Annotated in this window: 13 protein-coding genes; 10 read left to right on the plus strand and 3 right to left on the minus strand. The window is 59.4% G+C overall.

The features are described 5' to 3' along the window. The first annotated feature begins 158 nt into the window (after positions 1 to 158). From ABEB25_RS09245 to ABEB25_RS09260, 4 genes are read left to right on the plus strand one after another with little or no spacing between them, the layout of a single operon-like run. Positions 159 to 1,634 carry a Wadjet anti-phage system protein JetA family protein gene (locus ABEB25_RS09245; protein WP_345736100.1) on the plus strand — a complete coding sequence of 492 codons (1,476 nt, stop codon included), beginning with the start codon at positions 159 to 161 and terminating at the stop codon, positions 1,632 to 1,634. Continuing rightward, a complete protein-coding gene (locus ABEB25_RS09250; RefSeq protein WP_345736101.1) occupies positions 1,631 to 2,278 on the plus strand; it encodes a DUF4194 domain-containing protein in 648 nt (215 codons plus the stop codon). Before ABEB25_RS09245 ends, ABEB25_RS09250 begins: the two co-directional genes overlap by 4 nt. 21 nt (positions 2,279 to 2,299) lie before the next feature. After that, entirely contained in the window at positions 2,300 to 5,668 is a 3,369-nt protein-coding gene (locus tag ABEB25_RS09255) for an SbcC/MukB-like Walker B domain-containing protein (protein WP_345736102.1), read from the plus strand. Between the two features lie 21 nt (positions 5,669 to 5,689). After that, positions 5,690 to 6,961, plus strand: a complete 1,272-nt coding sequence (locus ABEB25_RS09260) for a Wadjet anti-phage system protein JetD domain-containing protein (RefSeq protein ID WP_345736103.1) — start codon at positions 5,690 to 5,692, stop codon at positions 6,959 to 6,961. Here ABEB25_RS09260 and folP read toward each other — a convergent pair. Both folP and ABEB25_RS09270 read right to left on the minus strand, forming a co-directional pair. Beyond that, positions 6,915 to 7,781: a dihydropteroate synthase gene (gene folP / locus ABEB25_RS09265; RefSeq protein WP_345736104.1), complete on the minus strand. Its 867-nt coding sequence runs from the start codon at positions 7,779 to 7,781 to the stop codon at positions 6,915 to 6,917. The two genes, ABEB25_RS09260 and folP, sit on opposite strands and share 47 nt — an antisense overlap. Next, positions 7,778 to 8,587, minus strand: a complete 810-nt coding sequence (locus tag ABEB25_RS09270; RefSeq protein WP_345736105.1) for a histidinol-phosphatase — start codon at positions 8,585 to 8,587, stop codon at positions 7,778 to 7,780. The genes folP and ABEB25_RS09270 overlap by 4 nt, the downstream gene beginning before the upstream one ends. Before the next feature lie 293 nt (positions 8,588 to 8,880). On the opposite strand from ABEB25_RS09270, the gene ABEB25_RS09275 reads away from it, so the two are divergent. Together ABEB25_RS09275 and ABEB25_RS09280 are read left to right on the plus strand one after the other, a co-directional pair. Further along, entirely contained in the window at positions 8,881 to 9,141 is a 261-nt protein-coding gene (locus tag ABEB25_RS09275; RefSeq protein WP_345736106.1) for a type II toxin-antitoxin system Phd/YefM family antitoxin, read from the plus strand. Then, positions 9,138 to 9,398 carry a Txe/YoeB family addiction module toxin gene (locus tag ABEB25_RS09280; RefSeq protein ID WP_345736107.1) on the plus strand — a complete coding sequence of 87 codons (261 nt, stop codon included), beginning with the start codon at positions 9,138 to 9,140 and terminating at the stop codon, positions 9,396 to 9,398. The genes ABEB25_RS09275 and ABEB25_RS09280 overlap by 4 nt, the downstream gene beginning before the upstream one ends. A gap of 140 nt (positions 9,399 to 9,538) precedes the next feature. Here the strand turns inward: ABEB25_RS09280 and ABEB25_RS09285 are convergent, their stop codons facing one another. Then, positions 9,539 to 10,444: a helix-turn-helix domain-containing protein gene (locus ABEB25_RS09285; protein ID WP_345736108.1), complete on the minus strand. Its 906-nt coding sequence runs from the start codon at positions 10,442 to 10,444 to the stop codon at positions 9,539 to 9,541. Between the two features lie 104 nt (positions 10,445 to 10,548). Between ABEB25_RS09285 and ABEB25_RS09290 the strand changes: the two genes are divergently transcribed. Genes ABEB25_RS09290 through ABEB25_RS09305 form a run of 4 tightly spaced genes read left to right on the plus strand, consistent with a single transcriptional unit; the run spans position 10,549 to position 14,588 of the window. Continuing rightward, the gene (locus tag ABEB25_RS09290) at positions 10,549 to 11,592 is read left to right on the plus strand and encodes a TIM barrel protein (RefSeq protein WP_345736109.1); all 1,044 of its coding nucleotides are present in this window, start codon (positions 10,549 to 10,551) and stop codon (positions 11,590 to 11,592) included. Between the two features lie 22 nt (positions 11,593 to 11,614). Then, positions 11,615 to 12,448, plus strand: a complete 834-nt coding sequence (locus ABEB25_RS09295; protein WP_345736110.1) for a class I fructose-bisphosphate aldolase — start codon at positions 11,615 to 11,617, stop codon at positions 12,446 to 12,448. Next, positions 12,445 to 13,566 (plus strand): Gfo/Idh/MocA family protein, encoded by a 1,122-nt coding sequence (locus tag ABEB25_RS09300; protein ID WP_345736111.1) that lies wholly within the window; start codon positions 12,445 to 12,447, stop codon positions 13,564 to 13,566. Before ABEB25_RS09295 ends, ABEB25_RS09300 begins: the two co-directional genes overlap by 4 nt. A gap of 14 nt (positions 13,567 to 13,580) precedes the next feature. Continuing rightward, a complete protein-coding gene (locus ABEB25_RS09305) occupies positions 13,581 to 14,588 on the plus strand; it encodes a carbohydrate kinase family protein (protein ID WP_345736112.1) in 1,008 nt (335 codons plus the stop codon). Positions 14,589 to 14,722 lie beyond the last annotated feature (134 nt).

Raw genomic sequence — 14,722 nt, forward strand, 5'->3', positions numbered from 1 at the left:
TGTCAATCCCACCCTCGCCCCAGGGAAAAAATCTGCCAGGTCTCACAGACGGGCCGTGCACGCCAGATCCGCGTAAAATCAAGGCTGCGCGAGGAAAAGAACAGGTGGCCTCGCTCAAAAGTTGCAGTCCCGGTTTGTCCTGTCAGGGTGGGCAGCCCATGCCAGCCGACCAACTCAGCCAGCGCCTGTTTGCCAGTGTTTCAGCGGACTTCTTTCGTCCGCTGGTGCGCCCCTCGGCCCCGGTGTATGTGGACGGGGCGGATCGCCTGATTCAGGAGGCTGGTGAAGCGGGCCGCCTACCACAAACGGATGCCCTAGCCATCCTGCGTGAGGTGCTTTCCCAGAACCCACAGGTGGCCCTCCAAGAAGACGAAGGCGGGGGTCTCCAAGACATCCGCGCGCGGGCAGGCAAGCTGTACAATCAACTGCTGCAAGTGCGCTGGATCGAGGAGCAAGCCGTCAGCCTCCATGAGCGCTGGGTGGTCATCTCCCCTTCCCTACGCCCGCTGATGCGCACCCTGCGCGACCTCGCCGAAAATGAGGTGGCAGAGCTGAAGAGCTTTGCCGATACCCTGCGCGGCGTCTGCACCTCCCTAGAGCAGCGGGATGTGCTGAATCCCTACATCGTCCCCGCCATGGAAATGCGCGGCACGATCCACGATCTCCTCCAGCGCATGGAAAGCGCCATCCTCCAGCTCCACGGGGTGGAAAAGCTGGTGCACAGCTTTGAGCGGCGGCAGCGGGAAACGGAGTCTGGCGCGGAGACGCTGCGCCTGTTTTACCACGACTTTCATGAAGGCCAGCACATGGTCTGTTACGATGTCTTGCGCGGTGGTGGCCTGCTGCCACGCCTGCAACGGGCCCGCAGCCGCGTGCGTGATGCGGCGGATGATCCCCTCGTGATCCAACACCTGGCGGATGGCATCGCTGAATACCGCAATCTGGAGCCAAACGAAGCCTGGGAACTGGCCAACATCCAAATCCAGCGGCTGGAGCGCCAACTCGCCGGCCTGCGCCTGCGGGCGGAGGCGATCGATGCCCGCGTGGCCTCTTTCAATCGACTTTCCGTGCAGCGGTACCGTTACCAGTCGGAGCTTCGCGGTCGCCGCCCGGACATGATCAAACGCTACTGCGAGGCGATCAATACCGCCCATCGCGGTGCCAAGTTCAACGACCTGCGAATCGAGCCGGACTTTGCCCTGGCCACTCCCGAGGTGGATTTCTTTTACGGTATCGCTTCGCTGGCCCGTCCACGTCGGTCCCGCTCGCCCGTGGCACTGGAGCTTGGCCAGACCTTGTCCGCTGAGGATGAGGCCGCTGACCTGGAGCGCCTGCGCCAGCGGCAAAAATTTGCCCTCACCCCTCACCGCGCTGCGCGACTGGTCGCCCGCATGATCCGGCAGCACGGCCCCGGCATCGCCACGGACGGCTTTACCCTGGAGACACCGGATGAGCTGCTGGACCTCATGGCCGCTGCGGCCTACAACCACGGCATGGATGCCACCAGTGGGGAAGAGCAGCGCTGGCACATCGTCAGCAGCAGCCGCGATCACAGCCTCGAACCTGAAAACATCCCTCGTGACGCCCAGGCTGGCTGGCGCGTCGAACGTTTTGCCTTTGCCCGCCCCACATGAGTTCCCTCCCCTGGCCATCTTTCTGGGCCGACGTGCCTGAACGCGACCGCTCCCCCATCCGCGATGTCCTCGCAGACCTCCTGCGCTACGGCGTCATCCTGGGGGATGAAGGCAGCGGCCGCGATTCCTACCTTTTGGTTAGGGATCAGTATCCAGACCATATCCGTGACTACCTTTCCCCGCTGGGTCTGGAGCTGATCATTGACCATGAGCCACCGCTCATCCAGGCCCGCCCGGTGCCTGAGGAGTGCCAGCTCCTAGCCACCTTCACGAAGGATGAAACCCTCCTGGTCCTGGCCCTGTGGCGCATCTACGATGAATCCCGCAGTGAGCAGGCCAGCGAAACCGTCATCATCAGCGCGAATGACCTGTGGGTGAAATGGCGGGTGTTCTTTGAGCACATCGAGCCCCCAGGCATCACCGCGCTGGAGGAGCTGCTGTCCCGACTTCGCCGCAAAAAGCTCATCCGCTTTCAGCGGGCGGAGGATAGCACCCGGCCCGGTGAGGCCATGATCGAAGTGCTGCCCAGCCTGTCTCGCAGCATCCCCTTTGACAGCATCGAAGCCTGGCTGGAACGCGCCAAGCTATACGAGCCCGAGCAGGCCGCTGCGGCCATCGTGCTCGAAGAGTCCCCTCAGCCTTAATTTCCCCCGAATCTCTCCCTCATGGATCGCCCTCAGCGCATCACTCTCAGCCGCATCATCGCCATCAACTGGTATGGCTTTCGCCGCATCATTGATGTCAACGGCCTCGCCCTGCTCTGTGGTGAAAACGGCACGGGCAAGTCTGCTCTGCTGGACTTGGTACAATTCGTTTTGTTAGGCAGCAAAGGCACCCGATTCAACCGCGCGGCCACGGGCGATGGCAAACGCCCCACGGGACGGGATCGTGATCTGCGCGGCTACTGCCTGTGCGATACGAATACCAAGACCAAAGATGGCCAGCCGCGCTACCTGCGCCCCAGTGGGGTGACCATCGCGGCCCTGGAATTTGAGTGGCCCCTGGAAGAAGGCAGCACCGAGCCCCGCCGCGAAACCTGGGGCGTGCGGGTGGAGTATGAAGGCCCCACTTCGGATGCCCGTTACGTCTGGTTTTACACTCCAGGGCGCTTGCATTGGGCGGATGTGATTCGCGAGCCGGACATCACGAAACCTGACCGCCAGGAAATGCTGGCTGAGGATGAATTCCGCGTGCGTGTGAAGCGTGACCTTCAGGGCGAACACTTTGGCCGTCTGGATACGTATTTGGACGAGATGGGTGCCCGTGAGCACCTGTTCTTTGATCGCACCCAGATGAACAAAACCCTGCCGGGAGCCATCGCTTTCCAGCCAGTGGAAAACTTCGAAAGTTTCATCCGCGAAAACATCCTGGAACCCGGTCTGCCTGAGGTGAAGGAAGTACGCCGCAGCCTGGATGCCCTGCGTGAGGCAGAGCGCCGTGTGGACACCCTGGGGGACCAGCTCGGCTTTCTCCAGCGCATCCGCACGCACCACCTCAGCTTCAGCGAAGCCCGGCGTGAAGAAGCCCTCTTTGGCCACCTTCGTGCTGCCCTGGACCATGCCGAATCGGAAGAAAAATTCCATCGGGCCGATAGTGACCTGCGCCTGCTGCGCGAGCGCCATGCCGAGGACAAAACCAGCATGGTGGCAGCCGTCAAAGAGCGCGACGAAGCCAAGGCTCGTTATGATGAAGTGAAGCTCGTCGCCGGACGCGATGACAGCCTGCGCAAGCTCAACGACCTGCGCCGTCAACGGGCCGACCTGATGCCCCGCATCGAGCGCCTGCGCCACGCCTCACGCACTGCGCATGAGATGCTGAATGAGCGCGCGCTGCATTGGGATGAATGGCTGCGCCACGGCCTGCGTGTCGGTTTGAATGCCAAGCTGGAGCGTGCGGAGCTGCTGCCCCAGCTCCGCAATGAGGAAGCCCATGTCGGCCTGGAGGCCCTGCCAGGGCTGGCCCGTGAGTATGACCGCATCAGCCGTCTAGGTGAAGACTGGCTGCGCCCGAAACTGGAAGAAGTGGAGGAGCTGGAAAAAGCCGAGGATGAACTGCAACGCCAGCTCGTGAGCCTTAGCGAAGGTCGCACTCAGGCCACCCCACTTCTGGATGGTCTGCGTGCCCGTGGTAACAAGGCGGAACTCTTTGCCCGCGTGGTGGAGGTGAAGCCTGAGTTTGAAGCCTGGTGGCCGCTTTTAGAGTCCGTGCTGGGTGCCCACCGCCAGACCGTGCTGGTGGAAGATGACTGCTACCTCGCAGCGTGGGAACAATTCCAGAAGAACAGTGGCACCGAGCTGCTGGCCAATGCGGAAGAGCTGCGCGAGCTGAAACCGAAAGCTGAAAAGGGCTCTCTGGCCGAAATGCTGGAGACCAAGCACCCCACGGCCCGCCTCCTCATCAATCATTTGTTAGGCCAAATCATCGCCGTCAACAGCTCCACCAAGCTGAAGATGCATGAGCACGCCATCACGCAAGAAGGCTTGCTGAAACAACCCGGGGTGCGCCGCCACCTGAGTGCGGAGAAGGAGCTGACCCTGGGCGAGGAAGGCCTGCGCCGCATGCGCAAGGAGCGTGAGGAAGGTCTGGAACGCGTGCGTGGCTTCATGAACGAATTCCGCCGCGAGGTGCATGCTGTGCGTAGCTGGCTGAAGCGCGGCCAGGAATACCGCCTGGGCGAAGACTCCCCGAAAGCCTCCGCCATCGAGCTCTCTCAGCTGCCTGGCCTGGAGGCCAACGAACGCCAATTGGAAGAAACCATCCAACTCCTGGCCACACCCGAACAAGATCGCCAGCTCCAGGAAATGGATGAACTGGAAATGCGCCTGCGCGGGCTGGAGCAGCGCATCGGCAGCCTCAGCACCTCCGTCACCGCTTTCGTCGTGAATGAACGGCAGATGCTGGAGCAACTGGACCTATGCCGGGAAGAATTCCAAAGCGCCACCCTGTCTCTGCACGAGAGTCTGAACAGCCTGCCTCGCGGCCTGGCCCAAGATGAAATCGCGGCAGCGATGAAGGCGGCCCTGGAAGCCGGAGGCACCTGGCAAAAGCGCAAAGACCAGTCCGAGTATGGCCGTCAATACGCCCACGACCGTGCCGAGCGCACCCGCCGTGACCGCAATGATGAACGCCGTAAACTGGCGGAGGCGCACCCTGAATACCGGCATGACTTCGATGCCGAAGAGGAGGACAACGCCCGCTACGATGCCCGCTGCAACGATCTCGAATCGCATCAGCTCAGCCACTACCGCCAGATCGCCGAAGAGCGCCGCCGCGAGTGGGAAGAGCGCCTGCAGAGCCAGGTGCTGGATGTGCTGCGAGAGAAGATTGATGAAGCCACACGAACCATCAAGGAACTGAGCAAGATCCTCGATCAAGACATCGGCCGCTATCGTTACCGCATCTCCCAGATCCGCGACCGCGCCCAGTCCGCCATGTGGAATATCATCGAGAACGGTCTCGAAGGCTTCAACCCCTCTGACGAACTGTTTGCCTCCTCGAAGCAGGAAGAAATCACCAAGGCTAAAGAAGAGCTCATGGCCGCGATTGATAACCCTGATGATGCCAAAGCGCAGCGCCTGCTGGACTACCGCTTTTATCATCGTTACGACATGCTCATGATCCCCAGCGGTCATAGCGAAGAGGCCGCCATTTCCCTCCAGAACAACGCTCGCAAAATGAGCGGCGGGGAAAACCAGGCCCCGTTCTTTGTCTCCATGCTCGCCGCCTTCCACCGCGTCTATGACCTGGGCCGCAAGGACAGCCGACGGAACCTCGGTTTGGTGGTTATGGATGAAGCCTTCTCCAAGCTCAGCGGTGATCGTATTGATGACTGCCTGGCCCTCGCCAGCAACTTCGGCCTCCAGCTCCTCCTCGCCTTCCCCATGGACCGCCTCGGCACCATGATCGACCACGCCGACACCGTCATCGAGTGCCGCGTGGACCGCAAACGCGACGGCCAGGGCCGCGATATCCACATCGAAAACTGGGTGGTGCCGTGGAACAAAGACAAACTGCTGCAGGCGCTGGCGGGGTAATCTTTCTTTATATTACTCACCATGCCACCCGCCTGGCTCCAGACTCTTTTCGAGAAATGGCGTGCCACGCGGGGGGACAGGCTGGCTCCAGCCAAGAACCCGTTCTCCACTCCCTGGCCAGAACTTCTAGAAGATGCGGGCCTCAAGAGGGTCGAAGATCAGCGTGCGGCGGAGCGTGATTTGGAGCGACTTGACCAGCAAGATCGCCTCAAAAGCATACCTCACAAATTCCGTGAGTATTTGATCCTGAGAGTGCAAATTCCAATTGAGGCTGAACCTTGGCTTCAAGAAACTTTTGGCCACCGACCAGCCAGTGATCGCCATGCGCAATCACTCCTCGCCGTCAAAGAATTTGAGGCAAAGCTTCATCCTCGCTTCCCTGAACTCTGGCAGCAATGGTGTGGTCGAATCTATAAAACGTTCGAGCAAGGCCTCAATATTCCACCCCTCATGTGGAAAGCGCCCGAAAAAATGCGAGATCTGCTGGACCTGACTTTTCGATTCACATCGGTTGCCTGGGCAGAGAATACACCCGTTCGCACCGCGAGTATTGCGCTGGGACTTGAAGGAGGAAGCAAAGGATTAGAGCCACGGAAAGCAAACCTAGAATCTTGTCTCAACTCTTTGTTTGGCAGACTTGTCACTTTAGAATCATGCGGCATTCAATTGACCGAGCCTAAAGCGGATGTCGCAGGGCAAATCACTCTGCATTCCTTTGACGAGAAGGACATCATCCATGCCATGAAAGGAGTGGTCAGCCTGTCTCTCACGCCCGATATAGAACAAGCCATACACATCTCCACCCCAGCCGCTCAAATTCTCTTGGTGGAAAACAAAAAGACGACGCTTCCCCAACTGGCTTTAAAAAACAAAGCGGGCGGCACCTTGCTCATTGGCTGCAGTTTCCCCAACAGTGCCGTCCTCCGCTTGCTTGAATTGCTGCCACCAGATCTTCCCGTTTATCACTTTGGTGACACAGATCCTGCGGGGTTCCTCATCCTGGCTAAACTGCGCGAACAGACAGGACGCAGCATTCAACCATTCCTCATGCAGCATCGGCGTGGAAAGACAGCCATTGCGTTGACCGAGTATGATCGTAAAATATTGCCAGGGCTCCTTGAAAATCCTTGGTTAGAAGATGTCCGAGCTGAGCTGGAATCCATCGCTTTCAGTCAGGACAAAGGGCTTTATGAGCAGGAAAACCTGGGCCAGCCAGATCTCAACGAGTGGCCATTCTACTCATCACTTACCGCAGCCCCCACAGCACCTTCACGGCCTGCGCAGCGGCCTTGACGTTGTGAACGCGGAAAATCTGACTGCCCTGACGCATCCCGGCGGCGATGCAGGCCACGGTACCGGCATCGCGGTCCACCGCATTGGGCAAATCCAGCACTTGGCCGATCACGGTCTTCCTCGAGACTGGCAGCAGCACCGGGCGGCCCCAGCGCTGCAACTGATTCGCATGGCGGTACAGCGTCAGGTTATCCTCACGCTGCTTGGCGAAATCAATGCCGGGGTCTAGAATGATGTGCTCGGGAGACAGGCCCGCCACTTCGGCCAGAGCCAGTTTTTCATCAAAGAACTGCGCCATCGTCTCCAGGATATTGGCATAGCCCACATGGGTGTGTGGCACCTTCGGCTGGCCGATGCTGTGCATGATTAGCAGGCTGGCCCCATGCTCCGCACACAGGCGCGCATGGGTTCCATCCGGCAGGGCGCTGATGTCATTGATGAGGTCGCCACCCTGCGGCAGCACGGCCTCAATGACAGCAGAGCGCCAGGTATTGATGGACAGCAGAGGCGGCCAAAGCTGCGCGCTGTCATGCGGTGGCCCGTCAAATTGGGCGATCAGATCCGGCCACGCAGTCACGAAGGGCAAGGTGCGGGCGATCTCCTCTTCCACACTGATGGGGCCGCGATTCGTCCGCGCGCTTTCCGCCCCGATGTCAATGATGTCCGCGCCATCGCGCAGCATCATTTTAGCCTGGGCCAGGGCCTTTTCAGGATCCAGCGTGCCGTCACCACAAAAGGAGTCGTCATTGATGTTGACGATGCCCATCACCAGCGGGCGACGGGGAAACTCGATGACATGTTGGCGGGCTTTCCAGATCATAGGGGCCAGGTCTCCGGCAGAGGAACGATTGTCCGCTGACGGTTATGAAATCTTACGGTTTCGCGGTAGCCGACGCTACGCACAAAAGCGAGTGCGCGAGCAAAATCCGCCCCCACATCCGTAGGCTTGTGCGCATCGGAATTGATGACGATGGGCACGCCCGCGCTAAAGGCCATCTCTAGCATTGTCCGGGAGGGATAAAATTCACTCAGTCCTTTGCGCAGGCTCGCCGTGCTCACTTCCATCACACCGCCCGTATCGGCCAGGGCTTGGATCACAGGCTCATAGTAAGGCCGCAGATCGCCCGTCGGCAGCGCGCCAAAACGCTTCGCCAGATCCGGGTGGGCATGAAAGTCATACTGCTTCGTGCGCACCATTTTCTCATACAGCCGCCAATACTGCCGCCACATCATCTCGATCTCAGACGGCGTTTTGAAATGGTTCATGTACTTGGGGTCATCCACAGCCAAGTCATCCTGAATATAATGGACGCTGCCGATGAGGTAATCCCACGGGGCCAGCGCCGCCGTTTCATCCGTCCAGGCCTCACGGCCTTCCAGGTAGTCGCACTCCAGACTCAGGCGCACCGGGATGGTCACTCCCTGACGGGCCTCTTCCACCATATCTAGGTAACGAGGCAGGTCGCCCAGACTCATGCGCCAGTCATCCAGATGCCCCTGCGTCGGGTTATGGTCGGAAATACCGATCTCCGCCAGCCCGATGCTCTCCGCATGACGGGCGTATTCGATAGGATCACCCTCCGCATGATGACAGAGGGGCGTATGGTTGTGGTAGTCAGTCAGCACCCCTCTTCTTGGCGGCAAACAAGCCTGCTTGCAAGTGTCTCGAAGGCACTTGCAACATGGCGATTGCAACCAGTTTAACGATATCTGACAGGAGGATGCTTTGTTTTTACCGCAGTGGAGCAAAGAGGCAATCAGGCAAAGAAAGCCTGAGTCTCCAATCCCATCCAGCATCATTGTTTGTCACCTGAGTCACTCCACCTACCTGCGGTGAATCAGAGCTTCCCCACGCTGGCGTGCAGTCATTGAAGTGGGTATGATTTGACATCTCTACACCTGTGCAGCATCCTGTCCATATGAAGGCAATAACATACACCGCTGCCCGCGAAAACCTCGCTCACACCATGGACAGCGTCTGTCTGGACCATGATCCTGTGATCATCACCCGTAACCGCGATCAAGCAGTCGTAATGATGTCTTTGGAGGACTATGAATCTCTCCAGGAAACCGCCTATCTCCTCCGTGCTCCTGCCAATGCACGCAGACTATTGGAGTCCCTCGACGAGCTCAAAAGGAATCAAGGCATCACCAAGTCGCTGGCAGAACTGACGGCATGAATATCCAGTTTTCGTCCCGTGCCTGGGAGGACTACACCTACTGGCAGCAATTCGATAAAAAGATCTCCAAGAAGATCAATGAGCTGCTCAAGGACATTTCACGAAGCCCCCATGAGGGCATCGGCAAACCCGAACCCCTCAAACACGCCCTCAGTGGATTTTGGTCACGGAGGATCACCGATGAGCATCGCCTGGTTTACAGAATCGAAGGTAAGACCATTCAAGTCGCCCAGGCACGCTACCACTACGAAGATTGAGTCTCCTTCTACAAGCGGGGGGCCGGTATCGCTATCACGTTGTGCGGGTCCGTTGTGACGGAGGTGATTATATCGCCATTGAGCGGTTTAATCGAAAGCGATGGATACACGTTCTCCGACAACCTCGTCCAAACATTTCATCACCCCTTCCTCACAGCCCGATACCCTGTCGGGCTGCATTTCATCACCCGCCGGAACAGTCGATTAAAAAACGACACCTGGGTAAACCCACAGCGCAAGGCGATCTCAAGCACAGTGCGGTCGCTTTCCACCAGCTCGCGGCAGGCAGCTTGGATCCTTAGGTGATTGAGGAACTCGCTCATCGTGCGCCCGGAATGTTTCTTGAATTGCCGAGCAAAGGTGGGGCGACTCAGGTGCGTGAGTTTCAGCACGTCCTCCAGCCGCACTTCCTCACGAAAATGCGCCACCAAATGCCGTACCGCTTTGGCAATGGCCTGCTGGTAGTGTGACTCCGCCGCCAGCGCAAAGGAGCGTCCCGAAAGTGGACAATGCTCTGCCGCCATCGCCTGCTGGATGCGCGAAAGGATGCGCAGCAGCAGCGCCAGTTGCTGAAGACCATCGGCCCTCGTCATCTCCTGCAGCCAGCCCGAGACCTCCGCCGCCGTCTCTCCCTGTAGATGCAAACCATGCCCGGAACGCCGGAACAGCTCGGCCAACGCCGCAGTCTCCGGGAAAGACCAGAAGGCATGGCCTAACGGAAAGTACCACTGCACGGAGATGCCGCTGGAGGCCTGCCGTGTGTGCCAGTAGTGCGGTAGCCGCTCGCCCAACAGCACCAGATCTCCCGGCGCAAAGGAACCGATGTGATCCCCCACAAACCGCGTCCCTTCGCCCGAAGTGAAAAGCGTCAGCTCCATCTCCACGTGAAAGTGCCAGTGCGTCCCCTCCCCCGTCACTCGCTCCGCCAGATCCGGCCCCAGCACACATTCAACCTCTTTCAGCGAGCGCGACCAGCGCAGCACCCGGAAGGAGTGCCCGCTGGGAATCTGGATTTGCTCGCGCTCCACCTGCATGACCACTTTCATAGCACCTTTTTACTTCATTTTGAAAGCCGAATGAGATGATAGTGCCACTTTTCGAGACAGCACACGTAGAAGGCTGCCCGCAACACCGCTAAAAAGGGCGTCGCATGAGCACCCCAACCGACTACCGTTTTTCCTTTGGCCCCTGGAACATCAGTGAAGGCGCAGACCCCTTCGGCACCGAAGTCCGCCCCGTTTTCCCCCATGAGGAAAAGTATGCGCTTTACCGCCCGCTGGGTTTTGAAGGCGTGCAGTTCCATGATGACGATGTCGTCCCCGGCATGGATGGCTTCACACCAAGTCAGCTCACCGAAAAAGCCACTGAGGTGAAGACCATGCTGGCCAACCAGGGCCTCACGCCTGAGTTCGTCGCCCCGCGTCTGTGGTTTGCCGAGCAGACCACCGACGGTGCCTACACCTCCAACAGCGCCGCCGACCGCGCCTATGCCTGGGATCGCACCAAAAAGTGCATCGATATCGCCCGCGCCCTGGATTGCAAAGCCATTGTCCTCTGGCTCTCCCGCGAAGGCACCTACATCCGCGAAGCCAAGGATGCACGCCTCGCCTACCAGCGTATCTTGGAAACGGTGAACGCCATGCTGGACTACGACAAGGAGATCGAAATCTGGATCGAGCCCAAGCCCAATGAGCCGACCGACCAAGCTTACGTGCCCACCATCGGTCATGCCATCGCCTTGTCCTTCGCCTCCAGTGATCACAAGCGTGTGAAGGGCCTCATCGAGAGTGCCCACGCCCTCCTCGCCGGCCTCGACCCGAGCGATGAAATGGCCTTTGCCCTCGCCCATGACAAGCTGGGCAGCGTGCATCTCAATGACCAGAACGGCCTGAAATACGACCAGGACAAAAACTTCGGTGGGGCCAACCTGCGCGTCGCCTTCAACCAAGTGCGCGTCCTCGAAGAAGCCGGCTACGGCCAGCGTGGCGAATTCATCGGCCTGGACATCAAGGCCATGCGCACCCAGCGCGGCTGCCCCGTAACCGCTCATCTGAGCAACAGTCGCGAGCTCTTCCTCCACGTTCTGGAAAAAGTCCGCACCGTGGACAACAACCTGGTCCAGCAGTACCGCGATGCCCGCGACTACGAGGCGTTAGAATTGTACATCATGAAGCACTTGATGGGGATCAAATAATCGCTGAACGACATCTTCTTCCATGAAACAATACCGTCTCAATCGTCTCTTCAATGCCAAGTCTGCTCGCTGCTTCGATGTGGCCGTGGACCATGGTTTCTTTAATCAGCCAGGGTTCCTCCAGGGCATCGAAGACATGCGCGTGGTCATCAAGACCCTCGTCGATGCAGCACCGGATGCCATCCAGCTCACCGTCGGTCAGGCCCGTCATTTGCAGGAAGTCCCAGGACGTTTCAAACCCTCCTTGGTCCTGCGCACGGATGTGGCCAATATCTATGGCAAAGAGCTGCCTGAGAGCCGCTTCAGCCTCATGCTGGAAGAAACCATGCTTCAGGCCGTCCGTCTGGATGCCGCCTGCGTCTGCGTGAATCTTTTCCAGATCCCCGGTGCCCCGGAAGTGCATGAGCAATGCGTGGAGAACATCCTCCGACTCAAGCCCCAGGCCGACTACTATGGCATGCCGATGATGATCGAACCCCTCGTCTTCCAGGCCAACAGCATTGCGGGTGGCTACATGGTGAATGGCGATGAAACCGCCATCACTTACCTCGTCCGCCAGGCCGTGGAATTAGGTGCCGATATCGTGAAGGCGGACCCCACCGATGACGTCAGCGTTTATCACAAAGTCATCGCTGCCGCCTCCGGCATCCCGATCCTTGTCCGTGGCGGTGGCCGCGTGAGCGACAAGGAAATCCTGGAGCGCACGCAGGGCCTGCTGGCCCAAGGTGCCGCAGGCATCGTGTATGGCCGCAACGTCATCCAGCATCCGAATCCCAAGGGCATCACCCAGGCCCTCATGGCCATGGTGCATGACAATGCCAGCGTGGATGAAGCCCTCAAACTCGTCACGGCATGAAAGACATCCGCATCGGCATCATCGGCGGCGGCCTCATGGGTCGCGAAATGGCCAGCGCCTTCGCCCGCTGGTGTGCGCTCACCGATGTGAGTGTGCGCCCCGTGCTCACCTCCGTGGCAGATTTGAATCCTGCCACCTTGGCCTGGTTTGATTGCATCCCTTCCTGCACGCAGAAGACCACGGATTACCATGAACTCCTGGCCAATCCCGAAGTGGATGTGGTCTATGTGGCCGTGCCACATAACCTGCACGAAAAGCTTTATCTGGATGTCCTCGCCGCTGGCAAAGACCTCTTTGCGGAAAAGCCTTTCGGTATTGACCTACCTTCCTCACGCCGCATCCTCGGTGCGGTGAAGTCGAGCGGGCGCTTCGTCCGCTGCAGCTCAGAGATGCCCTTCTTCCCAGGTGCCCAGCGTGCTTTTGAAATCGCCAAAAAAGGCGAGATCGGCCGCGTGCTAGAAGTCGTCTCCGGCTTCCATCACAGCAGCGATCTGGACCCCACGAAGGCGGCTAACTGGAAGCGTATCAACGCCACCTGTGGTGAAGGTGGCGCGCTCAATGACCTGGGCATGCACTCCTGTCACCTGCCGCTGCGCCTGGGCTGGAAGCCGACACGCCTGTTTGCCCAGCTTCAGAAAGGCTACCCCCAGCGTCCTGATGGCAAAGGCGGCGTAACAAATTGTGATACCTGGGACAATGCCCTGCTGCACACCTGGATGACCATCGCCGATCAAGAGGTGCCCCTGCGCCTGGAAATGAAGCGTCTGGCCCCCGGTGCCACCAACACCTGGTTCATCGAGATCCTCGGCACCGATGGCGGCGTGCGTTTTAGCACTGCCGAACCGAAGACCCTTTGGATCTTTGAGCGTGGCAAGGAACAGTGGTGGAAACGCACCGAGCTTGGCTTTGGCACGCCGTTCAAAGCCGTGACCGGTGGCATCTTCGAGCCTGGTTTCCCAGACGTCATTCAGCAGATGTGGGCCGCTTACCTAATGGAGCGCGAAGGACTGCTGGAAGGTCGCTTTGGCTGCGCCACCCCTGAAGAGGCCGTGGCCACCCATGAGATCTTTGCCGCAGCGCTGGAGTCCCAGCGCGCAGGTACCGTCGTCAGTCTCTGAGATTCGTTCCGTTTATGACCTCCCCTCGCTCAGGCATTCTGGCCGCTGGCAACTTCATCGTGGATTACGTGAAGATTGTGGATCACTACCCCCAGCAGGACATGCTGGCCAGCATCCTGGGCGAGTCGCAGGCCAATGGCGGTGGGCCTTACAATGTGCTCAAAGACCTCACTGCCATGCGGGCGGGCTTTCCTCTGGTCGCTTGCGGCCTGGTGGGAGACGATGCCAATGGCCGCTGGATCCGCAGCGATTGTGAAGCTCACGGCATTGATACCGCACAACTGCACAGCACGGCTCAACGCTCCACCTCTTACACCGATGCGATGACGGTGCAGAGCACCGGACGTCGCACCTTTTTCCATCAGCGTGGGGCCAATGCGCTCTTTGCTCCCAGCCACTGTGACTGTACACAGTCCAACGCCAAGATCCTACACCTGGGTTACCTCATGCTGCTGGATCACATGGATAGCTTTGCGGAAGATGGCCGCACCCATGCCGCCCATCTGCTCGCCCTGGCCCAGCAAGCAGGCTTAGAAACCAGCGTGGACATGGTCAGCACGGAGAACCCCCAGTTCCGCGAAATCGCCCTCAGCGCCCTACCCTTTACGGACCATCTCATCATCAATGAGATCGAAGCTTCCCGTGTGCTCACCCGCACCCTCCCCGCCGATGACTTCCCTGCCCTCCTCGCCGCCGCGCAGGAGATCCTTCAGCTCGGTGTTAAACAGAGCGTCACCATCCATGTCGAGCACGGTGCCGCTGCCTGCACCCATGCTGGGGAAACCCACATCCAGCCCTCGCTGAACCTGCCAGCAGGTTACAGCCAGGGTGCCACCGGCGCAGGCGATGCCTTTGCCGCCGGTCTCCTCTACGGCCTCCACGAAGGTTACTCGCTGGCGGAGCGCCTCCGCCTCGCCGTCTGCACCGCCGCCGCCTCGCTCTCGCATCCCACACCTTCTGGCGGCATGAAACCTGTCGCCGAATGCTTGGCCCTCACGGGCCGTTTTGAGTTCCGATTTTAGAGATACCTTTCCAAAGGTAAATCACTACGGTCTTTCATCCAAAGCTCCCACCGTACCCTAAGCCTAACAGGCGTTCTTGCACGCTGCCCCGGTCCCCAAGCCCAAAGGGCTTCTGTCCCCTAGCCCAGGGTTGG

It is taken from the genome of Prosthecobacter algae (genome assembly GCF_039542385.1).
In the GTDB taxonomy this organism is placed as follows: domain Bacteria; phylum Verrucomicrobiota; class Verrucomicrobiia; order Verrucomicrobiales; family Verrucomicrobiaceae; genus Prosthecobacter; species Prosthecobacter algae.